The sequence below is a fragment of the Bacillus sp. EU55 genome, from assembly GCF_038005925.1.
GTDB lineage: Bacteria > Bacillota > Bacilli > Bacillales > Bacillaceae > Bacillus > Bacillus velezensis.
This window is the reverse complement of sequence record NZ_JBBOUE010000001.1, coordinates 1444993-1470175: the sequence shown is the minus strand read 5'-3', so window position 1 is coordinate 1470175 and position 25183 is coordinate 1444993. Positions and strand designations below refer to the sequence as shown.

General features: G+C 45.7%; 25 protein-coding genes, 1 pseudogene and 1 riboswitch. Of the genes and pseudogenes, 4 read left to right on the top strand and 22 right to left on the bottom strand.

Going from position 1 to position 25183, the window contains the following annotated elements:
* Positions 1 to 42 precede the first annotated feature (42 nt).
* The 7 genes from splB to NYE50_RS07825 form a co-directional block, all read right to left on the bottom strand.
* Positions 43 to 1071, bottom strand: a complete 1029-nt coding sequence (splB, locus tag NYE50_RS07855; RefSeq protein ID WP_003154644.1) for a spore photoproduct lyase — start codon at positions 1069 to 1071, stop codon at positions 43 to 45.
* A gap of 84 nt (positions 1072 to 1155) precedes the next feature.
* Positions 1156 to 1395, bottom strand: a complete 240-nt coding sequence (locus NYE50_RS07850; RefSeq protein WP_003154646.1) for a transcriptional regulator SplA domain-containing protein — start codon at positions 1393 to 1395, stop codon at positions 1156 to 1158.
* A gap of 87 nt (positions 1396 to 1482) precedes the next feature.
* The gene (gene ptsP, locus NYE50_RS07845; RefSeq protein WP_015417356.1) at positions 1483 to 3198 is read right to left on the bottom strand and encodes a phosphoenolpyruvate--protein phosphotransferase; all 1716 of its coding nucleotides are present in this window, start codon (positions 3196 to 3198) and stop codon (positions 1483 to 1485) included.
* Positions 3198 to 3464 (bottom strand): phosphocarrier protein HPr, encoded by a 267-nt coding sequence (locus NYE50_RS07840; protein WP_003154654.1) that lies wholly within the window; start codon positions 3462 to 3464, stop codon positions 3198 to 3200. Before NYE50_RS07840 ends, ptsP begins: the two co-directional genes overlap by 1 nt.
* Positions 3465 to 3560: 96 nt before the next feature.
* Positions 3561 to 5657, bottom strand: a complete 2097-nt coding sequence (gene ptsG / locus NYE50_RS07835) for a glucose-specific PTS transporter subunit IIBC (protein WP_007409599.1) — start codon at positions 5655 to 5657, stop codon at positions 3561 to 3563.
* Between the two features lie 230 nt (positions 5658 to 5887).
* The gene (glcT, locus tag NYE50_RS07830; protein ID WP_012117426.1) at positions 5888 to 6754 is read right to left on the bottom strand and encodes a glucose PTS transporter transcription antiterminator GlcT; all 867 of its coding nucleotides are present in this window, start codon (positions 6752 to 6754) and stop codon (positions 5888 to 5890) included.
* A 50-nt stretch (positions 6755 to 6804) separates the two neighbouring features.
* Positions 6805 to 7770, bottom strand: coding sequence for a LacI family DNA-binding transcriptional regulator (locus tag NYE50_RS07825; protein ID WP_098081364.1), 966 nt, complete (start codon positions 7768 to 7770; stop codon positions 6805 to 6807).
* Positions 7771 to 7867: 97 nt separating this feature from the next.
* Between NYE50_RS07825 and NYE50_RS07820 the strand changes: the two genes are divergently transcribed.
* Positions 7868 to 7993: a hypothetical protein gene (locus NYE50_RS07820; protein WP_014721086.1), complete on the top strand. Its 126-nt coding sequence runs from the start codon at positions 7868 to 7870 to the stop codon at positions 7991 to 7993.
* Between the two features lie 57 nt (positions 7994 to 8050).
* Here the strand turns inward: NYE50_RS07820 and NYE50_RS07815 are convergent, their stop codons facing one another.
* The 6 genes from NYE50_RS07815 to NYE50_RS07790 all read right to left on the bottom strand — a co-directional run bounded on the left by NYE50_RS07815 (position 8051) and on the right by NYE50_RS07790 (position 14519).
* The gene (locus NYE50_RS07815) at positions 8051 to 9145 is read right to left on the bottom strand and encodes a M24 family metallopeptidase (RefSeq protein ID WP_014417594.1); all 1095 of its coding nucleotides are present in this window, start codon (positions 9143 to 9145) and stop codon (positions 8051 to 8053) included.
* Between the two features lie 112 nt (positions 9146 to 9257).
* Complete coding sequence (locus NYE50_RS07810) at positions 9258 to 11171, bottom strand: heavy metal translocating P-type ATPase (protein ID WP_159354084.1); 1914 nt, start codon at positions 11169 to 11171, stop codon at positions 9258 to 9260.
* Between the two features lie 241 nt (positions 11172 to 11412).
* The gene (stoA, locus tag NYE50_RS07805; protein ID WP_017417663.1) at positions 11413 to 11907 is read right to left on the bottom strand and encodes an endospore biogenesis thiol-disulfide oxidoreductase StoA; all 495 of its coding nucleotides are present in this window, start codon (positions 11905 to 11907) and stop codon (positions 11413 to 11415) included.
* 62 nt (positions 11908 to 11969) lie between these two features.
* Positions 11970 to 13310 carry a polysaccharide biosynthesis protein gene (locus NYE50_RS07800; RefSeq protein ID WP_003154663.1) on the bottom strand — a complete coding sequence of 447 codons (1341 nt, stop codon included), beginning with the start codon at positions 13308 to 13310 and terminating at the stop codon, positions 11970 to 11972.
* 115 nt (positions 13311 to 13425) lie between these two features.
* Entirely contained in the window at positions 13426 to 14049 is a 624-nt protein-coding gene (locus NYE50_RS07795; RefSeq protein ID WP_224988586.1) for a cell wall hydrolase, read from the bottom strand.
* A gap of 275 nt (positions 14050 to 14324) precedes the next feature.
* Positions 14325 to 14519 carry a hypothetical protein gene (locus NYE50_RS07790; protein WP_014304905.1) on the bottom strand — a complete coding sequence of 65 codons (195 nt, stop codon included), beginning with the start codon at positions 14517 to 14519 and terminating at the stop codon, positions 14325 to 14327.
* 163 nt (positions 14520 to 14682) lie between these two features.
* Between NYE50_RS07790 and NYE50_RS07785 the strand changes: the two genes are divergently transcribed.
* A complete protein-coding gene (locus NYE50_RS07785) occupies positions 14683 to 14868 on the top strand; it encodes a YkvS family protein (RefSeq protein WP_003154669.1) in 186 nt (61 codons plus the stop codon).
* A 73-nt stretch (positions 14869 to 14941) separates the two neighbouring features.
* Here NYE50_RS07785 and NYE50_RS07780 read toward each other — a convergent pair whose 3' ends face one another.
* The 3 genes and pseudogenes from NYE50_RS07780 to NYE50_RS07770 form a co-directional block, all read right to left on the bottom strand.
* Positions 14942 to 15217 carry a DUF3219 family protein gene (locus NYE50_RS07780; protein WP_014417589.1) on the bottom strand — a complete coding sequence of 92 codons (276 nt, stop codon included), beginning with the start codon at positions 15215 to 15217 and terminating at the stop codon, positions 14942 to 14944.
* 349 nt (positions 15218 to 15566) lie between these two features.
* A pseudogene (locus tag NYE50_RS07775) lies at positions 15567 to 15779 on the bottom strand (preQ(1) synthase); the annotation flags it as partial.
* Between the two features lie 136 nt (positions 15780 to 15915).
* A complete protein-coding gene (locus tag NYE50_RS07770) occupies positions 15916 to 16662 on the bottom strand; it encodes an SDR family NAD(P)-dependent oxidoreductase (RefSeq protein ID WP_014417587.1) in 747 nt (248 codons plus the stop codon).
* Positions 16663 to 16830: 168 nt separating this feature from the next.
* Here NYE50_RS07770 and NYE50_RS07765 point away from each other — a divergent pair, with 168 nt between their 5' ends.
* A complete protein-coding gene (locus NYE50_RS07765) occupies positions 16831 to 17187 on the top strand; it encodes a winged helix-turn-helix transcriptional regulator (protein WP_163093931.1) in 357 nt (118 codons plus the stop codon).
* Positions 17188 to 17705: 518 nt separating this feature from the next.
* Here NYE50_RS07765 and queF read toward each other — a convergent pair.
* The 6 genes from queF to NYE50_RS07735 all read right to left on the bottom strand — a co-directional run bounded on the left by queF (position 17706) and on the right by NYE50_RS07735 (position 22552).
* Complete coding sequence (gene queF / locus NYE50_RS07760; RefSeq protein ID WP_224988588.1) at positions 17706 to 18203, bottom strand: preQ(1) synthase; 498 nt, start codon at positions 18201 to 18203, stop codon at positions 17706 to 17708.
* 17 nt (positions 18204 to 18220) lie between these two features.
* Complete coding sequence (gene queE / locus NYE50_RS07755; protein WP_224988590.1) at positions 18221 to 18952, bottom strand: 7-carboxy-7-deazaguanine synthase QueE; 732 nt, start codon at positions 18950 to 18952, stop codon at positions 18221 to 18223.
* On the bottom strand, positions 18945 to 19385 hold the full coding sequence (queD, locus tag NYE50_RS07750) for a 6-carboxytetrahydropterin synthase QueD (protein WP_014417585.1): 441 nt from the start codon (positions 19383 to 19385) through the stop codon (positions 18945 to 18947). Before queD ends, queE begins: the two co-directional genes overlap by 8 nt.
* Positions 19386 to 20045, bottom strand: a complete 660-nt coding sequence (gene queC / locus NYE50_RS07745) for a 7-cyano-7-deazaguanine synthase QueC (RefSeq protein ID WP_003154679.1) — start codon at positions 20043 to 20045, stop codon at positions 19386 to 19388.
* Positions 20046 to 20142: 97 nt separating this feature from the next.
* Positions 20143 to 20187: riboswitch (PreQ1 riboswitch) on the bottom strand.
* A gap of 108 nt (positions 20188 to 20295) precedes the next feature.
* Positions 20296 to 21417, bottom strand: coding sequence for a hypothetical protein (locus NYE50_RS07740; RefSeq protein WP_172869189.1), 1122 nt, complete (start codon positions 21415 to 21417; stop codon positions 20296 to 20298).
* Positions 21418 to 21514: 97 nt separating this feature from the next.
* Positions 21515 to 22552, bottom strand: a complete 1038-nt coding sequence (locus NYE50_RS07735) for a YkvI family membrane protein (protein WP_172869187.1) — start codon at positions 22550 to 22552, stop codon at positions 21515 to 21517.
* A 401-nt stretch (positions 22553 to 22953) separates the two neighbouring features.
* Between NYE50_RS07735 and clpE the strand changes: the two genes are divergently transcribed.
* Positions 22954 to 25050, top strand: coding sequence for an ATP-dependent protease ATP-binding subunit ClpE (gene clpE, locus NYE50_RS07730; RefSeq protein WP_340763913.1), 2097 nt, complete (start codon positions 22954 to 22956; stop codon positions 25048 to 25050).
* Positions 25051 to 25183 lie beyond the last annotated feature (133 nt).

The following is a 25183-nucleotide window of genomic DNA, read 5'->3' as shown; positions in this document are numbered from 1 at the left end:
TTGGCGCAGCAAAAAAAGAGCCGTCATGCCGACAGCTCCGCCTTACGTAAAATATTCGATTTTCGCTTTAGGGAAATAGGTTTCGATATAAGACTCCAGTGTTTCCCTTAAAGCATGCTCTTCGTCTTTTTGGTATATATACTTGCCGATTCCGTAGCGTCCCCATTTGTATCTGCGCTTTTCTTCATCAAGCTCAAGCTTTGTTTTCGGATAGTTCTTCTCAATCACCCGTTTGGCCGGTTTTGTAAAACGGTGCTGGATCAGTTCAAATGTGATGTCATGCCGAACGTCTTCATCAAGCGCCGCATCAAGTTTCTCAAACAGTTCCTTATAGCCTTCCTCCCAGCCATCGTGAATATAAATCGGCGCCACGATGAAACCGAGCGGATAGCCCGCTTTAGCGACTTTGACGGCGGCTTCTATCCGTTTGTCGAGCGGAGAAGTTCCCGGTTCAAAGTTTTTAATGACATAGTCCGCATTGATGCTGAATCTGAACCTAGTCTTTCCGTTATGTTTTGCATCAAGCAAATGATCGACGTGGTGAAATTTAGTCACGAATCTGAGCTGTCCCAATTCGCTTTGTCCGAAATGTTCAATGGCTCTTTTTAATGTATGTGTCAGATGATCGATTCCTACGATATCAGACGTACAAGAGGCTTCAAATCTTGTAAATTCCGGCGCCCGTTCTTTCATATACTCATCAGCCTGATCCAGAATCTCTTCCACATTGACATATGTCCGGATGTAAGGCTTTGACCCCATCGTCGTCTGCAGGTAGCAATAGTGGCAATGCCCCATACAGCCCGTCGCAAATGGAATGGCATATTCGGCGGACGGCTTTGAAGAATCGAATTTCAGTGTTTTCCGGACGCCGATTACCAATGTTGATTTCGCGTTCCGGTATTGCTGCAAGTGATTTTTTCCCGGAATATTCCGGACTTGATTATGCGATGTCGTTTCTCTGATCTCAAGCCCCATGTTTTCAAACTTATTTTTCAGCTCTTGTCCTAACGGGTATTCGAGCGCTCTCGGTTCTATATAAACAAGCTGGGGAACAAACGGCTTCAGCATAGACAGACACTCCCTTTACATATTCTCATGTTGTTACTTTCCGTCCAAAAGAGAGTGAATATGCGTTGTAAACATTTCCTTTGATCAATGATACCGGTCTTCTTCAAAAAGCTCGCTGTAAAGCGCTTCCGCTTCCTCATATGTCGAAAAGACCGCGTCATCTTCGGCCAGCGGATGATAGGTTTCGTATAAAAACAGAGAAAGTTCTCCCTCATGATACGGGTGATGGACGATCTCCGCCTCTTTAATATGGGCAACATTGGCGGCATGCGGATTGCGGTAAATCACATAGACCGTATCCCCCGCTGCAAATGATTTTGTCATGATAATCCCTCCTGTTGAAAGTTATTGTTCCCCCCTTTTTTCCGAATATGAAAAAAACCAGACGGCTTACACCGTCTGGCTTTTGTATTACTTATTGAATGTTTCTTTAACGAATGCGACAACCTCTTCTGTCGTGCTCATAGACAAGATTGTTTCTTTGAATGATTCAGCTTCTTTTTTAGAAAGCTTGCTGATCTGCGTTCTTGCCGGAAGGATGGATGTAGCGCTCATTGAGAACTCATCTAAGCCTAAGCCGAGAAGAATCGGAATCGCAATTTCGTCTCCCGCCATTTCTCCGCACATGCCGACCCATTTGCCCTCTTTGTGAGCGGCTTCAATAACAAGGGTGATCAGACGGAGAATCGCCGGATTGTATGGCTGATACAGATAAGCTACGCGCTCGTTCATGCGGTCAGCAGCCATCGTGTATTGGATCAAGTCATTTGTTCCGATACTGAAGAAGTCAACTTCTGCGGCAAACTGATCTGCGATAACGGCTGTAGACGGAATCTCTACCATCATACCGACTTCAATATCGTCAGAAACCGCTACGCCGGCTTCGACGAGTTTTTCTTTTTCTTCGAGAAGAATCGCTTTCGCCTGTTTAAACTCGTTTACTGTCGCAATCATCGGGAACATGATTTTTAAGTTTCCGTATGTACTTGCACGAAGCAGCGCACGAAGCTGAGTTCTGAAGATTTCTTGCTCTTCAAGGCAAAGGCGGATGGCTCTGTAGCCTAAGAACGGGTTCATTTCTTTAGGGAGCTGCAGGTAAGGAAGCTCTTTGTCGCCGCCGATATCCAATGTCCGCACGACAACTGATTTTCCTTCCATACGCTCAAGAACCGTTTTATAAGCGTCAAACTGCTCGTCTTCCGTCGGAAGCTGGTCGCGTCCCATGTAAAGGAATTCCGTACGGTAAAGCCCTACAGCTTCTCCTCCGTTTTCAAGAACGCCTTTTACATCATCCGGGGTGCCGATGTTTGCGGCAAGCTCTACATGATGGCCGTCTTTAGAAACAGTCGGTTCATTGACGAGCTTCGCCCACTCAGCTTTTTGCGCCAGGTAAGCACTGTGCTTTTCTTCATATTTCTTTAACGTTTCACTGGAAGGATCGATGATCACATCACCATCGATGCCGTCTACGATTACCGTAACACCGTTTTCAATTGTCCCTGTAGCCGCTTTTGTGCCGACAACAGCCGGAATTTCAAGCGAACGGGCCATGATCGCGGAGTGTGAAGTGCGTCCGCCGATATCAGTTGTAAAACCTTTTACAAACTGGCGGTTTAATTGCGCCGTATCAGACGGTGTCAAATCTTCAGCCACGATAACAACCTCTTCTGAGATCATGCTCGGGTTCGGAATTTCCACGCCCAGCAGGTGCCCCGTCACACGTTTTGTTACGTCACGGATATCCGCCGCACGCTCTTTCATGTACTCGTTATCCATTGATTCAAACATAGTAACGAACATGGAAGCTGTTTCTTTCAGAGCGAATTCAGCATTGACTGAATCTGTGCTGATTTTCTCCTTTACCGGGTTCAACAGCTCAGGATCACTCAGAACTAAAAGGTGCGCGGAGAAAATGTCAGCTTTGTCTTGTCCCAGTTCTTTTAAAGCATGCTCTTTAATTTTTTCAAGCTCTTCTTTAGAACGTACAATCGCTTCATCAAAACGGCTTACTTCAGCCGCAGCATCAGCAATGTTTTTCTTTTCAACCGTTAAGTCCGGCTCTTCAAGCCGGTATGCTTTCGCAATCGCAATTCCGGCTGAAGCGCCTATTCCTTTTAATTCTTGCATTACTCGCCGAGTCCTTCGCTTTTCATTGTTTCTTCTAAAGCGTTAAGAGCATCGTTTTCGTCAGCGCCTGAAGCGGAAATTGTGATTTCAGCGCCTTTAGCGATACCTAGAGACATAACGCCCATGATTGACTTAAGGTTTACTGTTTTGCCGTTATATTCTAAGTTTACGTCAGCATCGTATTTGCTTGCAGTCTGTACAAGAACTGTCGCAGGACGAGCGTGGATTCCGGAATCTGCTGTTACTTTAAATGTTTTTTGTGCCATGATTATCATTCTCCTTTAAATTAAAGCTATTTTACTACACAATATTATATCATACAGCCGTACTTGTCATCTGACAAGCACGGCGTATTTATATGCTTATTTTCCGATTTTCACAATATCTTTTTGTTCCCGTTTTACGGTACCTTCGGCCGAAAGGGAAATCGCTTCACCCTCGGCAAGATTTGTAAAGACAATCGGTGTCATTAATGAAGGAACATGAGGTTTAACCGCTTCAAGATCAACTTCAAGCAGTTTTTGCCCCGGTTCAACCCGGTCACCCTCAGAAACAAAAGAAGTGAATCCTTCACCTTTCAGGCTGACTGTGTCGATTCCGAAATGAATCAGGATCTCTCTTCCGCCGTCAGACTGAAGGCCGATCGCATGTTTTGTCGGGAAAACATTCAGCACTTTTCCGCGGACAGGCGATACGACGATTCCTTCTTCAGGAAGAATCGCAAAACCGTCACCCATCATTTTTCCTGAGAACACCTGGTCAGGCACATCAGTAATCGGATGGATTTCGCCGGTGATCGGAGAAGCGAACACTTCTTCACCCTGCTCGTTTCGGAGCGGATCTGCGATAACCTCTTCAACCTGCTGGCTGACTTCTTCTTGCGCGGATACTTTCGGTTCAGGGCGCGGCGTGCGTCCGGCAATAATATCCTGCATCTGTGTTTTTAAACCGTCAGAACGCGGGCCGAAAATGGCCTGAATGTTGTTTCCGACTTCAAGAACGCCTGAGGCGCCAAGCTGTTTCAGACGGGCCTTATCCACTTTCTTCTGGTCGTTGACCGTAACGCGGAGTCTCGTGATACAAGCGTCAAGGTGCTTAATGTTTTCCTGATCACCCATTGCCTGCAGGATTTCATAAGGAAGGTCGCCGGCTTCGCCTGAGGCGCCCGCACCTTCATCCGCAGCCTCTTCTTCACGGCCCGGCGTTTTCAGATTGAACTTTCTGATCGCAAACCGGAAACCGAAGTAGTAAATGACGGCTAATCCTAAGCCGACCGGAATGACAAGCCACCAAGCCGTCCGGTTAGGCAGAATTCCGAACAGGAAGTAGTCAATCAGACCGCCTGAGAAGGTCATACCGATTTTTACATGCAGCAGCTGCATGACCATAAAGGAAAGCCCCGCGAATACGCAGTGAATCGCAAACAGGATAGGAGCCACAAACAAGAATGAGAATTCAAGCGGCTCGGTAATTCCCGTTAAGAAACTTGTCAGAGCGGCAGAACCCATGATTCCGGCTACAAGTTTTTTCTTTTCAGGCTTCGCTTCATGATAGATTGCAAGCGCTGCCGCCGGAAGACCGAACATCATAAACGGATATTTCCCCGTCATAAATGTTCCCGCCGTCAGCTGCACGCCGTCTTTGATCTGAGCCATGAAAATCCGCTGATCTCCGCGGATGATGTCCCCGGCGGCATCTTTATAGCTGAAAAATTCATACCAGAACGGCGAGTAGAAAATGTGATGAAGACCGAACGGAATCAATGACCGCTCAATCATCCCGAAAATAAAGGCCGCCAAGGTTGGATTCGCTTCCACAAGACCCGTGGAGAAGGAATTCAGACCGTGCTGGATCGGAGGCCAGATCACTAACATAATAAGACCGAGAATTAATGCGGAAATTGATGTGATAATCGGGACGAACCGCTTACCCGCAAAGAATCCGAGGTACTGCGGAAGTTCAATTTTATAAAACTTGTTGAACAATAACGCGGCCAGAACCCCGACGATAATACCGCCGAACACGCCCGTCGCCAAAGTGGGTATCCCCAGCATGTTAATATAGGCCGGATGGTTTTCCGCAAAAAACTTTGCCCGTTCAATTTTGTCAGACGGAATACTGCCGTTTGCCATAAGCACGGCGCTCATGGATACGTTCATGACCAAGTATCCGATAATAGCCGCGATTCCGGCAACACCGTCTCCGTTGGCAAGACCGATCGCAACCCCTACTGCAAAAAGAAGCGGCAGGTTGTCAAATACGATTTGGCCGGCGCTTTCCATGACGTTCGCCACAAGCTGAACGTTATCATTGCTTAAGAAGTGCATGACTTGAATCATATCTTTGTTCTGCATGGCATTCCCTAACGCAAGCAAGATCCCCGCAGCCGGTAAAATCGCAACCGGAAGCATAAGAGCACGGCCGATTTTCTGGAGAACGCCGAATAATGCTTTAAACATAAAAGATGTACCTCCTCTGTTAGCTAGTGTGACCTTACAGCGAAAATTCATGACAACGAATTCACTGGCGCAAGTCTTCAGTTTAACCGTTTACATTTGCCCTTTTACACAACAAAAAAGGCATGAGTAAAAAGGGTGTGCAAAATAACGGGACCGTTCTTCCCGTTTTTTACCCTCAATCACTCATGCCTGATCGAATCAGTGACACGTTTTTAAGGTTTCAACTGAAATTATGAAATTTTATTGGTTAATCGGTACAAATGAAGCGTGAGATAAACCGCTTCCGCCTCATGAACTGGTTTTTTCAGTATTTGCTGCAAGATTTTTATCAGTTTCCAAGCAGTATTGTAGCATAGCGGGTATTCATTTTTCAATAATAACATTAACTTTTCTGGTTCTTTTGTCTGCTCTTCCCGATTAATCCTGTCTATGGTAAATCTGATATGCCGGATCAGCCGCAAATAGTGGACGCTTTCTTTATTCACTTTCATCTGGAAAGATTCCTCAATCACCTGAACGAGCCGGGACATCAGCTGTGAATGCTGATTGACCTCTGAAAGGGGCCGATTCGTCAGGGCGGAGTGGATATGCAGAGCGATAAAGCCGATCTCCCCTTCCGGAAGGCAGATTCCCGTCTTTTCATTAATCATGCCGACGACTTCACGGGCAATTTGGAATTCTTCCGGATAAAGCGTTTCGGTTTCCATGAGAAACGGGTTTTTAATGTCAAAACCCTGCTGCAGCCGCTTTACCGCAAAGGCGATATGGTCAGTCAGCGCAATATGGATATGCTCATTTAACGGTTGGCTTGTCCGCTTCTTGATATGATAAATGACGTCATTGGAGATGTCGACAAGTGTCTCGTCCACATAACCGAGGAGCTTTTTAAATTGTTTTTGTTCTTTTTCATCCTTTAAGATGAACATCTTGTCATACCCTTTATCTTCAATGACATCCGCTTGTTTTTTTCCAAAGCCGATCCCTTTTCCGATTAAGACGACCTCACTGTATCTATCATGTGTTGCGATGAGCACATTGTTATTTAATACCTTTTCAACTGTAAAGGACCCCTTCATGATCCTCAGCTCCTTTGTCATTCAATACCTCATATCGTACAAAACGAACGGAAAGCGCGTCAATTCTTTTTTTAGACGGTTGATCGTTCAATAAGGCGGTAATCAAGAACTTTCCTTGCCGGAGGCCCGCCGCTGATCCTGTTCTCAAGCATGTGAAAAGCCTGCTTTCCCATTTCTTTTGTTTGTATATCTATTGTGGAAATACCTAACATCTTGCTGATATCATGATTGTCGATGCTCAAAATCGCAAGCTCTTCCGGGATGCGCGTCCCGTTTGCCTTGGCTTCAAGGTAAAGACCTGCGGATACTTGATCATTCGCCGCAAACAGCGCAGTCGGTTTGTCATCCCAGCTCTTCCATCTCTGAAAAAGGGCTTTCCCGTCAAGCAGCGTCAGCGCCTTTTCCACAACCAGCTCTTCCCTGTAAGGCTGCCCGATCTTCTTGAGCGCCTCTTTGTATGCGGCAATGCGTACTTGACTGTTTTTTCCCTTTTTTCTGGCCAGGCTGATCGCTATTTTCCGGTGTCCCTTTTCTATCAGATAATCCAGACCGTGCCGAAATGCTTCCCGATGCGGATTACTGATGGAGGAAAGCCCCGCCGCATCAGTGTACTGGCAGAGGATGAGCGGTTCTTTCACGGTAAGCAGATGCTCATCAGGAATTGCTTTTGAGCAGATAATCAGGCCGTCCACTTGGCGCTCCTGTAATTGTGATAAAGCAAAACGTTCTTTTTGCTGCTGATAATCTGTCTGGTATAAAGAAAGATGCACGCCTGACGCTTCGGCAGCCTCGGCAATACCTGTGACAAGGTCTGCAAAATACGGCAGATTCACCGACGGAAGCACAACGCCGATCATATCGGAAAAACCTTTGGATAAATGTACAGCATGAATGTTGCGCGTATATCCGAGCGATTGCATCGCTTTTTTCACTCTTTCTCTTTTGTCCTTACTTACATAAGGATGATCGTTTAATACTCTTGATACCGTTGTAACGGAAACTCCGGCAGCGCCGGCAATGTCTCTGATCGTAGCCATGGCGTCCCCCTTTCTTTTTTCCCTTGATCTGGAATGCGTTTCATACAGTAAGCTAGAAACAGAAACAGCCTATTCGTTTGAAAGGAGAAGAACAGCGATGGGGATTCTTTGCTTAATCGGTTTGTGTCTCGCCATAGTCGGCGGCAGTTACCTTGCCATGCGGCCCCTGAATGAAAAGCATGACATCAAACCATTTCAGCATTTTGATGATTTTTTCATTTAAAAGGTGATAAAAAAGGACGCTGCGTTCCAGAATCGTCCTTTTTTATCACAAAGCTTTCTATTTCAGAATCGTTAATTCTTTCGGATACTGCGTTAATGCTTCGGCGCCGTCTTTTGTGACGAACACATCGTCTTCTATGCGCACGCCGCCGACATCCGGCACGTAAATCCCCGGTTCTATCGTGTATACCATGCCTTCTTTGAGGAGTGTGTCGTTCGCGCTGCTCATTGATGGATATTCGTGAACCGAAATCCCGAGTCCGTGGCCGAGGCGGTGCGGGAAATAGTCTCCGTATCCGGCTTTTTCAATAATGCCGCGGGCTTTTAAATCGAGATCGCCGATTCTGACGCCTGGTTTGCTTAATTGAAGCGCCGCCTGTTCAGCTTTAAGCACCGTTTCGTAAATCTCTTCCTGTTTCGGGCTGATTGATTGGTATGCGAATGTTCTCGTAATGTCTGAACAGTAGCCGTCAAGAATAACGCCCAGATCAAACAGAACGAAATCGCCTTTTTTCAACCGGTCTGCACCCGGATTTCCATGGGGCTGGCCTGATTTTTCCCCGAACAGCACCATCGTTGAAAATGACATGCCCTGCACGCCTTTTTTCTTCAGCTCAAACTCAATCTGCGCGAGTACTTCGGTTTCACTCACACCCTCTTTAAGCGCCGCGACACCGACTTCAACTCCGTAATCCGCGAGTTTTGCCGCTTCCCTGAGAATGCTGATTTCCTTCTCATCTTTTACGAGACGGAATTGGTTGAGCGTTTCTTCTGCCGAAACAAATGCCGCGCCCCCTGAAGCTTGTTTGAGCTGTTCTGAGCGGGAAAGAGAGATCGAATCCTTTTCAACCGCGATGGAATCAAGCCGCACATTTCGTTTTGTGAGCTCGGCTTTGATCAGCTCCCACGGATCTTCGTGATCGCCGTAGCCGATAATACCATGCTCCCACCCGGCGCTTCGGGCTTGTCCGGCTTCCATTCCCGGACAAACGAAAAACGGCTCCTGTTCCTGAAACAAGAACAATCCCATTAACCGCTCATGCGGATCCGTGTAAAAATCAGTTAAATAAAATACGTTTTCCTTTGTATGTATAAACGCCGCATCATGTCCTTCTTTTTTCAGCCAAGATGAAACACGTTTTAATCTGTTCATTTTTTGCTTTTCCTCCTTACCAAAGTGACTCTTTATTCATTCTATCAGTTTTCCGGCGTTTATGCTGTGAACGAACATTAAAAAAACAGCCGCCCGTGTGCGGCTGTCATGTTTATTTTAATAATCTCAGTCCGTTCAATATGACCAGAATCGTGCTCCCCTCATGCCCGATCACGCCAAACGGCAGTTCCATCACCTGCAGAAAGTTAGCGCAGATCAAAAGGCAGATGACCGAGAGCGAGAAAACAATATTCTGCTTAATAATCCGGTTCATTTTCCTTGAGAGTCTGCACATTTTCACAAGCTTGTGAAGATCATTTTTCATAAGGACTAAGTCAGCCGTTTCAAGAGCCACGTCCGTTCCCCCGCCCATCGCAATACCGACGTCAGCGATTTTCAGAGCGGGCGCGTCATTAATGCCGTCCCCCACCATGGCGATTGTGCCGTACGTTTCTTTCAGCTTCTTCACTTCTTTTGCCTTTTGGTCCGGCAGACAATCGGCAACAACCGTCGTCATGCCCGCCTCTTTTGCAATGGCAGCCGCAGTTTCAGACTGATCGCCGGTGAGCATGGCTGTTTTAATGCCCAGTGATTCAAGCTCAGCCATCACGGCTTTGGCTTCAGGTCGGATTTGATCCTTTAAGGCAAAGCAGCCCGCAATCCGGTCATCTTTTTTAACAAAGACCAGTGTAAAACCTTTATCCTTTAATTCTTTTCCCGATGTTTGCAAAAAAGCATCTGCCGCATCTTCACCTGCAAACCCCGCTTTTCCGACCATCCATTTGACGCCTTCTATTTCAGCCTGAACACCGAATCCGGACGTCTCGTCAATCGATAGATGTCCTCCGGGCGCGGCGCCCCGGCTTTCGGCAAATTCAGCTATCGCTTTTGCAAGCGGGTGGCTTGATTGCTTTTCCATCGCATACACCGCCTGCATGATCTCATCTTCACTCACATGTTCCGCAGCTTGAAATGCCGCGACTGCCGGCTGTCCCTTTGTGACCGTGCCGGTTTTGTCAAATGCGATCATCCGTACGCTTCCCAGCTGCTCTAAAAACACACTTCCTTTAACCAATAATCCGTTGCGGGCACCATTTGAGATAAGGGAAAGCGCAGCGGGCATAATAGAAGCGACAAGCGCGCACGGGGAGGCGACCACCATAAACACCATCGCCCGGTAAAAGGTTTCACTCCAGCTCCAGCCTAAAGCGAAATGAGGAATGAATAAAAGCAAAGCCACGGCTAACAGCACGCCTTTGACATAGACACTTTCGAATCGTTCAATAAATGCCTGAGCCGGTGACACGCTGTTTTGGGCTGATTCCACCAGCCGAATGATTTTTCTGAATAAAGACTGTTCATTTGTTTTCGTCACACGAACCGTTAAGGAGCCGTTTCCGTTTACCGTTCCTGTAAACACAGAATCACCGGCTGTTTTTTCCGCCGGCATCGCTTCACCCGTAAGCGCCGATTCATCGAGGCTCGTCACGCCAGACTCAATGATCCCGTCTGCTGCTACGCGTTCGCCCGGCTTAATGACGATCATGTCACCGATCTTAAGTTCAGCAGCCGGCACCCGCTTTTCTCGTCCGTCCGCAAGCAGTGTCGCTTCCTCCGGTTCCAGTTTCATTAAAGATGTTAAATCACGGCTGCTTTTATTCATCGTATATGTTTCGAGCGCGCCGCTTAACGAAAAAATAAAGATAAGAACAGCGCCTTCAGCCCAATAACCGATCAGGGCGGAGCCGACAGCCGCAAAAATCATCAGCATTTCCACATTTAACGCCTTCGTCTCAATGGTATCCTCAATTCCCTCTTTCGCTTTTGCAAATCCCCCGATCAGGAAGGCAAGGATATACAAAGTGACGGACAGGCCTTTTGTTTCAGTAAAAAACCAGGCCGCAAGAATAAGGACGCCGGATACGAGCGCCGCAATGAGTTCTGCATGCTGGAGCCACTTTTTTCCGGCCCGCTCTTCTTGTATGTTCTGTTGTGAATGGGTTTGTGTCATCACTTGTTCATTCATTATGAATTCTCCTCTCTAATTGAGAACGCAAATCATCTTCAATTCCCCGATAAAAGCAAAACAGCCGCCTGACAGGCAGCATTTTCACAGTGTTATCGCAGTGTTTTCTTTATTATAGCATGCCGGCGGAAGATTTCAATTATAATTGTTTTAATTTCTTTTTGATAATAATTATCATTAGTGTTTCTTCAGCTGTTCATTATATGCAAAAAAGGTGCGGGAGGAATTCCTCCGCACCTTTTTATTTCTCTGACCATTCTTTTAATTGTGAGGCGGTCATCGGACCGACGATCTTTTTTTCGATTTCTCCTTTTTCATTCAGCAGAAATGACGTGGGAATCGTCATGACATCGTATTCCTTCATAAGCTCGCCTTTCGTGTCAAGAACAATCGGGAAAGTGAGATGGTGCTGACTGACAAAGTTTTGAACGGTATTTTTGTTTCGCTCGGCATTCATCAGATTTACCGTTACAAGGCTTACATCATCGGACTGATGCTGTTCATAATACGTTTGGAATTGCGGCAGTTCTTTTTTGCACGGCGGACACCACGATGTCCAAAAATGCAATATCGTTTTCTGCCCTTTATTCGGAATCGATATCTCGTCTCCTTCAATCGTCTTCATCAGAAACACGGCGGGAACTGCCTGTTTTTCTGATGAGGCGTTTGCTTCAGGCATCCAGACGGCGGCAGCTATCAAAAGGACTGCACATACAATTAGGCGGTTTTTATGCATATGATCTTCCTTTCACGCGTTTCGGATAGCTTGCCCTTCCTTATTGAAATGTATCAGCCTTTTCAGCTTTCGATCCGGGGCGCTGTTCTTCCGCCGCCCGTCAAAAACACGGAGACACCGAGGTCTTTGCAGATCGTCGCGTAATGTAAACTTGTCAGAAGAATCATGCCGGTATTCATGCCGAGTATAATGCCGAGCATTTGCAATTCCGGCATAGAACCGAGCACATACATCATCGAAAGCCCTACAATGCTGCTCCATACGTTATGATAAAACGCCGTTTTCACGTGGCCGATGCCGATCAGACAGGCCTGAAGCGGCATCACAAACAGGTGAAAAAGAAAAAACGGCCACAAAAGCTGCAAATAATACTGCGCTTCCGGAGACTGAAAAAACAAATGGGTCAGCGGGCCCGCGAACTGAAACATGACCCAGACTGCCGGAATGCCGTAGCCGAATGTAATAAAAATCGCTTGTCTCAGCCGTTTCAGCACAATATCATATTGGGACAGCGCATACGCTTCTGAAATGCTGGGAATCATGACGACCATCAGCGAATGGGCGATAAATGCGGGAAACGAACCGATTGTCATCGCTACACCGGCTAGCATGCCGTATTGATCAATCGCGGCTGTCCCGGCTGCCCCGGACGCCAGCAGCGCTCCTTTCACTAAAAAGGGTTCAATGGCGTTTGTCACCGCATGAAATATACGAAGTCCCGTTGTCGGGATGGATACGGCCAGGAGGCGTTTCCGCACGTCTTTCCCGCGAAGATGAATGTGCTGATGGCCGGAAAGCGCCCTCCGCGCCAAAATAAACTGCGTATACAAGTAAACGAACACCACAACATCGCTTGCGACCAGCACAAATAACGAAATGAGCACGGCCATATCAATTTCAAAAGAGTACCATTGAAAAAAGATAAACAGACAAAGCACTTGAATGATTTTTTTCAAGACATTCGCAACCGCGATTTTTCCCATTTGCTGCACACCCATAAAATAACCTCTGGCGATGGATGTAAAAGCGACGACTGGAATCAGCCCGATGACAATCCCTTTAATAAACGGGTGATACGTATCGAATACAGGAATGAACGGCAGCGCGATGCTTGCGGCCGCGGTTGAAAACGCGGTAAAAACGGCGGTCATTCTGAAGGCATGCCGGAGCATGCTTTCATGCAGCTTCTGATTGGATTCCGCGATGAATTTTGAAATGGAGATCGGAAGCTCCAGACTGGCGATGACGATAATTAAAAAAATGGTGGGCAGAATGCTCATGTAAAGTCCCATCCCATGCTCGCCAAGCTCCCGCGCCAGTATCATATTCACGACAAATTCCAGACATTCCGCGAAAAAGGCGGCGATGGATAAAAGAATGATCCCTTTCACAAATCGATTCATGGTGTCTCTCCTTGTCTCTCGTTCTTCCATCATCATATGAGACAAGTTCTGAAAATATTTTCGATTTCTCAAAATTGAAAAAAGCATAGCCGGGATATTTTTGATCCCGCTATGCTTACATCGCAAATACGTGTCTGCCGATCCGTTCGATAATTTTTCGTGAACGGATCCAGTGGTCAGATGCCGTTTTCGGATTGTAGAAAAACAACGCGTTCGTTTCTCTGCCCGGATGGTCAAGCGCCTCATTTGCGGCGGCGACGGAATCCTTATCGGGCTTTTGATTAATGCTTCCGTTTGCTACCGGTTCAAATGCATTCCTTTGATAGATCACACCCCGAATGGTATCCGGGAAGCCGTTTTTTTCAGTGCGGTTCAGCACTACGCTGGCTACCGCAACCTTCCCTTTATAAGATTCACCTTTCGCTTCTGCGTGAACGAGACGTGCCAGAAGTTGTCTGTCAGCGCGGGAATACGTTTTTTTCGGCGGCTGATAATCCGTCTCTTCCGGTTTTGCTTTCTTCTCTTGGTGAGATGACAGCTTTATCGGTTGGATAGAATGCTTATGATCCGTTTTTGAAAGCTTCGGAACCGAGCTTTTTTTATTTAAATCAGCAACCAGTGTGCTGGGTTCTTGCTTTGGCTTCTTCGCAAAAGTAAACAGAGCTTCTGTATGTTCAATTTTTGATGCAGGCATAAAACATAGAAAAAAGACAGCCAAGGCAGCAAATTTTGTCGTCATACGATTTCCTCCTTAAATACTTCACTACCTTAACAAGAGCTGTGCGCAAATTCACGGTTAAAGATTTTCCAGTGCTCCCAATCAGCTTTTATGATGGAAGAAGTTCGTTAACAGCCTTGTTATTGGCAGGAAAACAGCCGTCATTTTCACAACATTAACCAAATAGCAGTAAAAGTATCCATCGGAGGGATTTTACATTTTGTTTACATCTGTTACAGCCAGATGAAATGAGAAACTAAAAAACAAAAAAAAGACTCCTCAAGTGCGAGGAGCCGTCAGCTTCTTGGCTGTTCTAAATACTGGAATATAACATCCCCGCCCTGCTGGGCAATACCGCGGAAATGCTTAAAATCTTCCTGCTTCGACAAAACCGCTCGAAATGCAAGAAAATGTTCTTTCTGCACCCTGAATTCTTTGATTTCACCGGTGCGCATTTGGTTGATACGTTCTGAAATTTCCTCAGGCAGCAACGAATACAGCCTCCTTTTCTCGGCTTTTTCCCGAAAAACAATATACCATCTTTCCCCCGCCGGGACAATGATTGAGCGGGCTGATACCCATATCGCTTTACTTCTTAAAGAAAATACTGCAAAATATTTTCAAACAGGATTTATGATAAAGGAGAGGAAGCTCGTGAAAATTGCTAAGGTTGGAAACGTCATTGAATTTAAAAACGGATTAACCGGTATTGTTGAAAAAGTAAATGAAAACTCCGTCATCGTTGATGTAACCATCATGGATAATTATCGTGACCTTGAATTAGATTCCCTCACTGTCGTCAACCATAAGAATTATAAAATCATCAGAGACTCCTATTAAACCCCCTCGAACAATCCGAACCATTTACATATCCCGCACAAAAGCTGCCGCCCGGCAGCTTTTTCAAATGAATTCAGATCTCGGTCATTTCTACATAAAAATCACCGGTCTCATCTTTATTGTAAAGATTTGTGACGGATGTATAGTAGTTGGTTATTTTACCGCGGAATTCAAGCCCGCGCTCGGGCGCCTTGATGTCAAATGTTTTTTCATACAAAAGGACGGCAATATCATGATACGTTTCAGAGGTCACCTTCAATACAAATGAAATCATGCGGCCGTTTTTGCCCGCACTTTCTTTACAATCATACATTTTCAGCCTTACACCGTTTAACTCTAACGGCTCCATAACGAACACTCCTTCTTTTTACAGGACATGCTATCATGCTGACCATTCCTTTACAATTGATCCGATCCGAATGAGAAAAAACAGCGCAGGTCTTTACAAACATACGTTCCCTATTTTATAATAAAACAGACGAGCTGCCATCCAGCACCCGTCACGTATTGAAGCGGCGAGTACACTCCCCCCGGGTTTACTCGTCTTTTTCTTTTCTCCAAATGATCTCTCCTTTCCTTATAGAAGTTCTGTGCAAATATCATGCACCTTTTTGGCGGCGCGGCACAGACGAAAAATACCCCCGCTTAAAAGGCGGGGGTATTTAGGTTATATTCCGAGACCGTACTCCGTCTGAAAATTAACGGTTGTCAATCGTCTCCGGATACATATCATGATTCCTCATCCGATGTTCGGCCATTTTTTCATATTTTGTTCCCGGTCTGCCGTAGTTTGTATACGGGTCAATGGAGATTCCGCCTCTAGGCGTGAATTTGCCCCATACTTCAATGCAGCGGGGGTTCATTTATTCGATCAAGTCATTCATGATGATGTTCATGCAATCCTCGTGGAAGAAAAGGCAGGTCAAAGTCTTGTCCCATAAGTACTTGCTCTAGACATTAATCATGAAGTCACACCAATTTCACACCTTACCAAACGATTGATTTTAACCTTTTTTGGGGACTATTTGTAATCTCTGCGCAGGGAAATTATACCTGTGCTAGCCCGCCATCTACGAACAATTCAACACCCGTCAAGTAACTGCTTTCGTCTGAAGCAAGGAAAGATACAGCGTTTGCTACTTCTTCAGGTGTCCCAACTTTTCCAGCTGGAACAGTATTTCTGCTATTTTCCATTACTTCTTCAAGTGCATCACCAAAAAGCTCATCGTAGGCAGGTGTAAGAATAGCTCCTGGACTAACCACATTTACACGGATTTCAGTACCTTTTAGGTCAAGAATCCAGTTGCGAACCAGTGCTCTTAATGCTGCTTTAGATGCTCCATATACACTAAACGCTGGGTTGCCAATTGATCCAGCAGTAGAGCCCGTTACAATAATAGAACCTGCTTTGTCCGGGAATAGTGATAACGCTTTTTGAACAGTAAAGATGGTTCCTTTAACGTTAATGTCGAACGTTCTATCAACCTGCTCTTCAGTAATTTCACCTAATGGAAGGAAGTTGCCGATGCCTGCATTAGCAAAAAGAATGTCCAACTTACCTTTTTCCTGCTTTATAATGTCATATAGTTTGTCTAAGTCTTCAAGCTTAGAAATATCACCTTGAACACCGGTTACGTTCTTGCCAATTTGGTTAACTGCTTTATCAAGTTCGTTTTGTCTGCGTCCCGTGATATAAACATATGCACCTTCGTTTACAAATTTTTGTGCTGCAGCAAGACCAATCCCACTTGTTCCACCCGTTACAAGCGCTATTTTACCTTCAAATTTACCCATACTTAACACTCCTTTAGAATTAATTTTATTTTATGTCTAGTACCTTTAAGTACTTGAAGAACAACTTACAAGATATAGTATCCTTCAGTAAGCACATTATCGGAAGTACCCACTTTTTTGTGATATAGTAACTAAAAAGTAATAAATGTGGAATGGAGAGCTTTAGACATGAAAAAATTTAGTTGTGGGTTTGAAGTGACAAAGGAAGTTATTGGCGGAAAATGGAAAGGCCTTGTATTATACTTTTTAATGAATGGACCAAAGAGAACGAGTGAATTAAAGCGCATTATCCCAAATATAACTCAGAAAATGCTGATTCAAACACTTAGAGAGCTTGAAGCCAGTGGACTTGTGAGCAGAAAGATGTATAATCAAGTACCGCCGAAGGTTGAATATTCATCCACTGAACTTGGAGAATCTCTTAAACCTATCTTGCAGGAGCTCTGTCAATGGGGAGGCCATTATGCGGAGCAAGAGTATGCAGAAGGTGAATATGAAATTGTACAACCAGAACAACTAAATTAGTATTGATGTAGCTGCTGAAGTAAATGCTAAGCAACTTCAATACCATCACCTAACAGATGAAGAACAGTCAGAAATAAATGAGATATTCAATTTTGAAAGTGAAGTTCTAATAAGAAGTGTCATCGACTATATTCAGGAGAACTTTGATGAAATTCAAAAAAGAGCTGTTTCAAATGTTAAAGAGAAGGTTCAGAAACTTAGCCAAAAAATAAATGAAGATATTGATAATAATATTTAATGCCTATGATCTCTAGATAGGCATTTTTTCATTCGGATAAAAAAGAAAAGACGTACAAATTGTACGCCTTAATCTGCTTCTGTACTATCAATTTTTCACTGCATAAAAGTCACAGTTCAGGTTGCACCTCAGGTCACACTTTTATTGAGCTTAGTGCGGGTCACACTCCGGTCACACTTCGCTGTGACCAGGTCACATTTCCGCTGAAAATTAACGCTGAATGTTCGGATTTTACTGTGACTCCACTTCGTTTCACACTCCGTATCACACAACGGAATAATTAACGATTATCAATCGTCTCCGGATACAAATCATGATTCATCATGCGGTACTCGGCCATTTTCTCATATTTCGTGCCAGGTTTTCCGTAGTTTATGTATGGATCGATGGAAATTCCGCCTCTTGGCGTGAATTTGCCCCATACTTCGATGTAGCGCGGGTCCATTAATTCAATCAAGTCATTCATGATGATATTCATGCAGTCCTCGTGGAAGTCACCATGGTTTCTGAAGCTGAATAGATACAGCTTTAATGATTTGCTTTCAACCATTTTTTCATCAGGAATGTAGCTGATGTAGATTGTCGCAAAGTCAGGCTGCCCTGTTTTAGGACATAAAGATGTGAATTCCGGACAATTGAATTTTACAAAGTAGTCACGGTTTACATGTTTATTAGGGAAGGATTCCAGCACGTCCGGTGCATATTCGAACAAATAATTTGTACCTTGGTTGCCTAGTAATGTTACACCTTCTAATTCTGATTCTTTTCTTGTCGTCATGTTCATCTTCCTTTCTATTATACTCCGCGTTTGTTGCCCCATAACAGGGTGTGCAGCTGCGGGAGCACTCTGACGAGATTCAGCTCCGCATCGACAGCTACCTTATCAACAAGCGCTTCATATTTCCCAAGCAAATGTGCAATCAGTGACTGATCATCTGTCGTATGCACGTCATCATTTCCGACTTGTAAATAAAACGGGATTCCCGGATACCGCTTGTGCACAGTTTTGGCAAATTCCAGATCTTCATCATTAAAGATGACGACCTTTAAGCTGACCGCGTTAAGCCTTTCTGCCGCATCAAGCGAAGACACAATGTGATCGAGCTTTGCAAAATCGGTTGTCATCCCCGAACTTGGCGGCTTCGGTGAAATCGTCAGGTCGTTAATCATTGTGAACCAATCCTGATAGACCGTTCCCTGCGTTTCTAAAGCGGCGCGCACCCCGTGCTCTTTCAGCAGCAGAATCAGCGCGTCAAGCTGCTTTAACAGCGCCGGGTTTCCTCCTGAGATGGTGACATGGGAAAAGGCGTCTCCGCCAATTTCTCTCAGCTCGCGGTAAATGTCTTCCGCCGTCATCCAGCGGATGTCTTTTTTGGCTGAGCCGTCCCATGTAAAAGCGGAGTCGCACCAGCTGCAGGAGTAGTCGCAGCCCGCCGTGCGGACGAACATGGTTTTCTGGCCGATAACCATGCCCTCCCCTTGTATCGTCGGTCCGAAAATTTCTAATACCGGAATTCCTTTAGCCATTCCTATCACCTTTTTTCGGGCGGTATACGCAATAGCTTGTCGGGGTTTCCCTGACAAAAATCTGCACGCAGACCGGCTGATTCTCCAGTGTTTCAAGGTAGGACTGCACCTTATCGTAAATCGTTTTGGCCACGACCTCGGTCGTCGGCAGTGAATATCTGTCATCATCAGAAAATTCCTCATGGTCATTCAGCAATGTATGGTCATAAGCGCCGTGCACCAATTTCTTCAGCACGCTGAAATTCACGAGAAAGCCTGAATCGTCCAGTTCATCCCCCGCAACGGTAATATTTACTGTATACGTGTGCCCGTGGACTCTGCTGCACGCTCCGGCGCTTTCGCGGGGAATAAAGTGCGCGGCTGAAATGTGCATGTCCTTATTCAACTCAAACGAATAAGGATGCTGAACCTGCGGGTAAATTTGAGAAAGCAATTAGTTCCGCTCTCCTTTCATTTTCATATATTCATCATATCCTTTATTGCGGAGCAGGCATGCCGGGCATTCGCCGCATCCGTCCGCAATGATGCCGTTATAGCAAGTCAGTGTGTTATTCTTTACAAAATCAAGCGCGCCGAGCTCATCCGCAAGTTTCCACGTTTCTGCTTTGTTCAGCCACATAAGCGGCGTATGAATGACGAACGGCTTTTCCATCGCCAAGTTGACGGTGACATTGCAGGATTTGACAAACTCGTCACGGCAGTCCGGGTAGCCGCTGAAATCAGTCTCGCAAACACCGGTAATAATGTGGCGCGCGCCAATTTGATACGCAAGAATCGAAGCAAAGGATAAAAACACGAGGTTGCGTCCCGGTACAAAGGTTGTCGGCAGTTCCCCGTCCTTCGCTTCAATTTCGATATCATCTCTTGTCAGCGCATTCGGCGCAAGCTGATTTAAAAGAGACATATCAAGCAAGTGGTTTTTGACACCGAGCTTTTCGGCAATCGATTTTGCCACATCGATTTCTTCTTGGTGACGCTGATTATAATGGAATGTAACGGTTTCCACTTCTTCAAAGTTTTGCAAAGCCCATAATAAACAAGTCGTGCTGTCTTGGCCTCCGCTGAACACCACAACTGCTTTTTCTTTTTTCATGTCTTTCTCTCCCTTATCTATCATTCCATAAAAAAAGCGCCTTTTTCGGAGAAGGCGCCCTAAAAAACATAAAAAAAACCGTATCCAAGGATACAGCTCGTCCTTAGTTTTTTATAGAGGGTGTAGCTAGAACCTCTCCCGCATCAATACGGATTTTCTTCTTTTTTCACTTTTGCTATCATACCATAATGTTGTTTCCCGTGACAATAAAAAAACAGCCTGAACCCTGTGTCAGGCTGCAAAAGCGGGTTTAAGCCCCGCGTTTTTTCCCCGGAAATACCATCAGCGCAATCCCGATCAGAACAAATAAAGCAGGCCAGAAAACAGAAACCGGAATGATCGGCTGATTCGTCATCATAAAGCAAAGTGCTGTCAAGGTCAGCACCGCAACCGGGATGAGCAGCGCCTTCTCTTTCCCGCCGAACAGCCACAGCTCAAATAAACCGAATGCCGTTGCAAGCAGGTAAACAGGCCATGTCACACCGGAGTAGGACCAATTGGTTGCCGTTTCAAAGACAAACAAGATCCCCGTAATCAACAAGATGCCGCCCGGTACGAGAAGTCCCGCGTTTTTGACAGGTTTCGGGCCGAAAATCGGAATGTGAAAAGCGGCGCCCAGCAAAAGAATGAGAGCGGGCCAGCCGCGTTCGCTGATGACTTCATTTGCATTGGTGAATATGCCGAAAATGCCCGCGGCGCACAGAACCGCAGCAGCAGTCAAAAGCCCCCTTTTCCTTCTGTCGAACAGCCAGGCTTCAAACAGGCCGAACGCAACGGCAAAGAGGTAGACAGGCGATGTCACATTTGCGTATGTCCAATCCGTCAGCGTTTCAAACCATAACAAGCCGCCCGTCACAAGCAAAATGCCGCCCGGAATAAGAAGGCCCGATCTTTTTTTCGGCTGCATAAAGGCAGCCGCGTGAAACAAAAGCGCGGCTGCGATGATCAAAAGCGGCCACCGCCCCGGCATCAGCATACCGGCAAAGCATAGTGCTCCCACGGCAGTCAGGATGAAAGCAGGAATCAATACACCTAACTTCCTCCCGCTGAAATACCACAGCTCAAACAGACCGAGAGCAGGCGCCCATATATAAACAGGCCACGTCACGCCTGAATACGTCCATCCCGTTGCCGTTTCAAAACAAAACAGGCAGCCCAGCACAAGAAACATACCGCCCGGAACGAGCAGTCCCGCCTGGTCAGGCGTTTTTTTCGCAAAAATAAATCCGGCGTGAAACCCTGCGGACATTATAATGAAAAGAAACGGCCACGCCGAACCTGCGGATATATGTATAACTCCCGCCTTCTGTAAAAAAAACGCAATGCCGATACAAATAAAAATAAATCCCAATAATACACGTCGAGCTTTCATCTCTTACTCCTCCCCATCATTTCCCAATTCATTATACAGAAATGTCAGGAAAAAAGAAGGGTAATTCCCAAAAAATACAGACATTTTCCTTATATCCTTATTTTTCTTTCGGGATTTTTTTGCAAATCAATGCGCCGATAAAAGCGAGGCTCACATATCCAAACACCGGATAAACGGTGGAAATCAGCTGTCCGTAGCCGATTTGGCTGATAATGAAAGCAAACGCCAAAATGCCGCCGTAAATATATGTACTTCTTATATGAAGAAAACTGTTTAATTGTTTTTCCAATCCGTATAAATTGCCGATGACCGACGTAAACACTTCCCCGAAAATAATAAACAAATAAATGATATGAAGCGAACGCGAATACGAATAGACAACTTGAGCCATCGGAATGTCAAACTCCAGCACATCCGGCAGCACCGATAATGATAAAAAGCTCGCGGCAAGCACCAGTGTCAACAGAACGCCGCCTATATAAGCCCCCCTTCTGATCACCTTCTCTGAAGACATTTCGTTCGCAAGCGGCACAAGGACGGCTTGGGCGAGCGATAAATTTAACGCGCCGTAAGAGACGGCGGACAAAAGCCAATTCCACTTGTCAGGCCATACCCATTCGTCCGCGTTTCTCGTGCTTGTAAATACAAATGAATCAGCTGTCACGATAAAAGAGAAAGAAATTAAAAGCGGCACAACCAATATATTGACGCCGAACACACCTTTAACACCGCTTGTCATGACGGCAAAGCTCAGTACGATCGTCAGAAGGATCCCCGCTTGTGCGGACCATCCAAGCTGTTCATGAAACAGCGCCCCCGCTCCGGAGAGCATGACAGAGGTCACTCCCAGCAATATAAACATCATAAACATATTCACGGCGCGGCCGATGGACTGGCCGAATAAATATGTGTTCAATTCCTGATAAGATGCTGCGTGAATCCGTTTGGAAATGATCATGATTTTGGCGCCTAAATATGTAAACATCAGACCGCTTACCACGATACCGAACAGACCGATCCAGCCAAACTTCAGAAAAAACTCAACGATTTCCCGTCCCGTGGCAAAACCGGCTCCTACAACCGTGCCTACGTATACAAATGCAAGCTGACTTGCAGAACCTTTTGTTTGTCCCATTTCACCCTCCGGCTAAGCGCAGATTTGTCCAGGCCTTTATATATGCTTATGAGACAAGTCGCCCGAAAAGACGAACAAATCGTCCTTCCCCGGAGAAAACAGATTCAGCTCTCTCCTCTAAGCAAAAATATTGAAAGAAAAAAAGGGCCGGCGTATACTCTTCATCAAGAAAGGTCAAAGCATTTCATTTCCTTTCTGACTATATTGGTCAAAAATAATCAAACCTCACAAATATCACTTATCATGCTGTAAACATTTATTTTTCGGGGTTTGAAACAAAATACTTGAAAGTCAAAGAAGGTCAGAGTATACTATTAATCAAAGAAGGTCAAAGTTAAGACCTTATTTTCTAATCCATTTGGTCAAAGATGATCAAACATTTTTCAAGGAGGTTTTGGCAAATGCGTTGTCAACATTGTCAGAAAAACGAGGCGACGATTCGCCTGAACATGCAAGTCAATTCCATTCAAAAACAATTCGTTTTATGTGAAACATGTTATACAGAATTAACCCGAAAACCGTCTATGAGCATGGGGCCGCAATCATTCGGATTCCCGTTTGAGCAAGGTTTCGCTCCCAATCAAAATAAACAGCAGGCCGGCCCTGAAAAAGGCCTGCTCGACGAGCTCGCTCAAAACGTCACAAACGCCGCAAAAGCAGGTCTGATTGACCCTGTGATCGGCCGCGATAATGAAGTGGCGCGCGTAATTGAAATTTTGAACCGCCGGAATAAAAACAATCCGGTGCTGATCGGTGAGCCGGGCGTCGGTAAAACGGCTATTGCAGAAGGCCTCGCGCTTAAAATCGCTGAAGGCGATGTGCCGAACAAATTGAAAAACAAAGAGCTTTACCTGCTTGACGTCGCTTCTCTCGTCGCCAATACAGGGATCAGAGGCCAGTTTGAAGAAAGAATGAAACAATTAATGAACGAATTAAAAGAACGGAAAAACGTCATCTTGTTCATTGATGAGATTCATCTTCTTGTAGGCGCCGGCTCTGCCGAGGGATCAATGGATGCCGGGAACATCCTGAAACCGGCGCTTGCCAGAGGCGAGCTGCAGGTCATCGGGGCGACAACGCTGAAAGAGTACCGCCAGATTGAAAAAGATGCGGCGCTTGAAAGACGCTTCCAGCCCGTCATGGTTCACGAGCCTACAATAGAACAAGCCATCAGCATTCTGGAAGGCATTAAAGATAAATATGAGAAATACCACGGCGTCACATTCAGCAATGAAGCGATAAACGCCTGTGTTACGCTTTCATCCCGTTACATTCAGGACCGCCACCTGCCGGATAAAGCGATCGACTTATTAGATGAAGCCGGCTCTAAGGCGAACTTGGAGCTTGATACCGTAAATGAAGAAGATGCGGCTGAGAGACTCAAAGCAATTGACGCGGAGAAAACAAAAGCGCTTCATGAAGAAAATTATGAGCTTGCCGCGAAACTGCGTGATGAAGAAGCGGCGTTGGAAAAGCAGCTGGCGCATGAAACACCGGCCTCTTCACCTGAAATCGGGGCGGAGCATATTCAAGCCATCATTGAACAGAAAACAGGCATTCCGGTCGGAAAACTCCAGGCTGATGAACAAGTAAAAATGAAGGAACTTGAAGAGCATCTTCATCAGCGCGTCATCGGTCAGGAAAAAGCCGTGAAAAAAGTGGCGAAAGCGGTCAGACGAAGCCGCGTCGGCTTAAAATCCAAAAACAGACCTGTCGGCTCCTTCCTCTTTGTCGGACCGACCGGAGTCGGAAAAACCGAGTTATCAAAGACACTCGCAGATGAACTGTTCGGTACAAAAGATTCCATTATCCGTCTCGATATGAGTGAATACATGGAAAAACACGCCGTATCAAAAATCATCGGTTCACCGCCGGGATATGTCGGACACGATGAAGCCGGTCAATTAACGGAAAAAGTGCGCCGCAATCCGTACAGCATCGTGCTGCTCGATGAGATTGAAAAAGCCCACCCTGATGTCCAGCATATGTTTCTGCAGATTATGGAGGACGGCCGTCTGACAGACAGCCAGGGCAGAACGGTCAGCTTCAAAGATACCGTTTTGATTATGACAAGCAACGCTGGAACCGGCGAAAAACAGGTGAAAGTCGGATTCCAATCTGAAGAGAGCGTCCTGGAAGAACAAACGCTGATTGATTCACTGAGCGCGTTCTTCAAACCGGAGTTTTTAAACCGGTTTGACAGCATTATTGAATTCCAATCCCTGAAAAAAGAACATCTCGTGAAAATCGTCAGCCTGCTTCTCACAGAGCTTGAAGACACATTAAAAGAGCGCGGCATCAGCCTGAGCGTCACCGATGATGCGAAAGAACAAATCGCTGAAATCGGCTACCACCCAGCTTTCGGAGCACGCCCGCTCAGAAGAACCATCCAAGAATTGATCGAGGACGAAATGACAGATCTCTTATTGGATGACAACGAAATAAAAGCCTTCCGTGTCGTAATGGAAGAGGACGGCATCAAAGTCCGGGCACAATAAGAAAAAAGCGGTTCCCTCCTTTCGGGGAGCCGCTTTTTTGTTTCTTTCTCCATGCCGGAAGGGAGAAACTGTGAAGAATTCGGGAACAATTTCTCAATCACCCTAAAGTTCCATGCACTGCCACCGATATTAA

Excerpts from the sequence above, each read along its gene's own strand:
- splB (WP_003154644.1), bottom strand. The coding sequence starts at position 1,071 with ATGCTGAAGCCGTTTGTTCCCCAGCTTGTTTATATAGAACCGAGAGCG.
- NYE50_RS07850 (WP_003154646.1), bottom strand. The coding sequence starts at position 1,395 with ATGACAAAATCATTTGCAGCGGGGGATACGGTCTATGTGATTTACCGC.
- ptsP (WP_015417356.1), bottom strand. The coding sequence starts at position 3,198 with ATGCAAGAATTAAAAGGAATAGGCGCTTCAGCCGGAATTGCGATTGCG.
- NYE50_RS07840 (WP_003154654.1), bottom strand. The coding sequence starts at position 3,464 with ATGGCACAAAAAACATTTAAAGTAACAGCAGATTCCGGAATCCACGCT.
- ptsG (WP_007409599.1), bottom strand. The coding sequence starts at position 5,657 with ATGTTTAAAGCATTATTCGGCGTTCTCCAGAAAATCGGCCGTGCTCTT.
- glcT (WP_012117426.1), bottom strand. The coding sequence starts at position 6,754 with ATGACAAAGGAGCTGAGGATCATGAAGGGGTCCTTTACAGTTGAAAAG.
- NYE50_RS07825 (WP_098081364.1), bottom strand. The coding sequence starts at position 7,770 with ATGGCTACGATCAGAGACATTGCCGGCGCTGCCGGAGTTTCCGTTACA.
- NYE50_RS07820 (WP_014721086.1), top strand. The coding sequence starts at position 7,868 with ATGGGGATTCTTTGCTTAATCGGTTTGTGTCTCGCCATAGTCGGCGGC.
- NYE50_RS07815 (WP_014417594.1), bottom strand. The coding sequence starts at position 9,145 with ATGAACAGATTAAAACGTGTTTCATCTTGGCTGAAAAAAGAAGGACAT.
- NYE50_RS07810 (WP_159354084.1), bottom strand. The coding sequence starts at position 11,171 with ATGAATGAACAAGTGATGACACAAACCCATTCACAACAGAACATACAA.
- stoA (WP_017417663.1), bottom strand. The coding sequence starts at position 11,907 with ATGCATAAAAACCGCCTAATTGTATGTGCAGTCCTTTTGATAGCTGCC.
- NYE50_RS07800 (WP_003154663.1), bottom strand. The coding sequence starts at position 13,310 with ATGAATCGATTTGTGAAAGGGATCATTCTTTTATCCATCGCCGCCTTT.
- NYE50_RS07795 (WP_224988586.1), bottom strand. The coding sequence starts at position 14,049 with ATGACGACAAAATTTGCTGCCTTGGCTGTCTTTTTTCTATGTTTTATG.
- NYE50_RS07780 (WP_014417589.1), bottom strand. The coding sequence starts at position 15,217 with ATGGAGCCGTTAGAGTTAAACGGTGTAAGGCTGAAAATGTATGATTGT.
- NYE50_RS07770 (WP_014417587.1), bottom strand. The coding sequence starts at position 16,662 with ATGGGTAAATTTGAAGGTAAAATAGCGCTTGTAACGGGTGGAACAAGT.
- NYE50_RS07765 (WP_163093931.1), top strand. The coding sequence starts at position 16,831 with ATGAAAAAATTTAGTTGTGGGTTTGAAGTGACAAAGGAAGTTATTGGC.
- queF (WP_224988588.1), bottom strand. The coding sequence starts at position 18,203 with ATGACGACAAGAAAAGAATCAGAATTAGAAGGTGTAACATTACTAGGC.
- queE (WP_224988590.1), bottom strand. The coding sequence starts at position 18,952 with ATGGCTAAAGGAATTCCGGTATTAGAAATTTTCGGACCGACGATACAA.
- queC (WP_003154679.1), bottom strand. The coding sequence starts at position 20,045 with ATGAAAAAAGAAAAAGCAGTTGTGGTGTTCAGCGGAGGCCAAGACAGC.
- NYE50_RS07740 (WP_172869189.1), bottom strand. The coding sequence starts at position 21,417 with ATGAAAGCTCGACGTGTATTATTGGGATTTATTTTTATTTGTATCGGC.
- NYE50_RS07735 (WP_172869187.1), bottom strand. The coding sequence starts at position 22,552 with ATGGGACAAACAAAAGGTTCTGCAAGTCAGCTTGCATTTGTATACGTA.
- clpE (WP_340763913.1), top strand. The coding sequence starts at position 22,954 with ATGCGTTGTCAACATTGTCAGAAAAACGAGGCGACGATTCGCCTGAAC.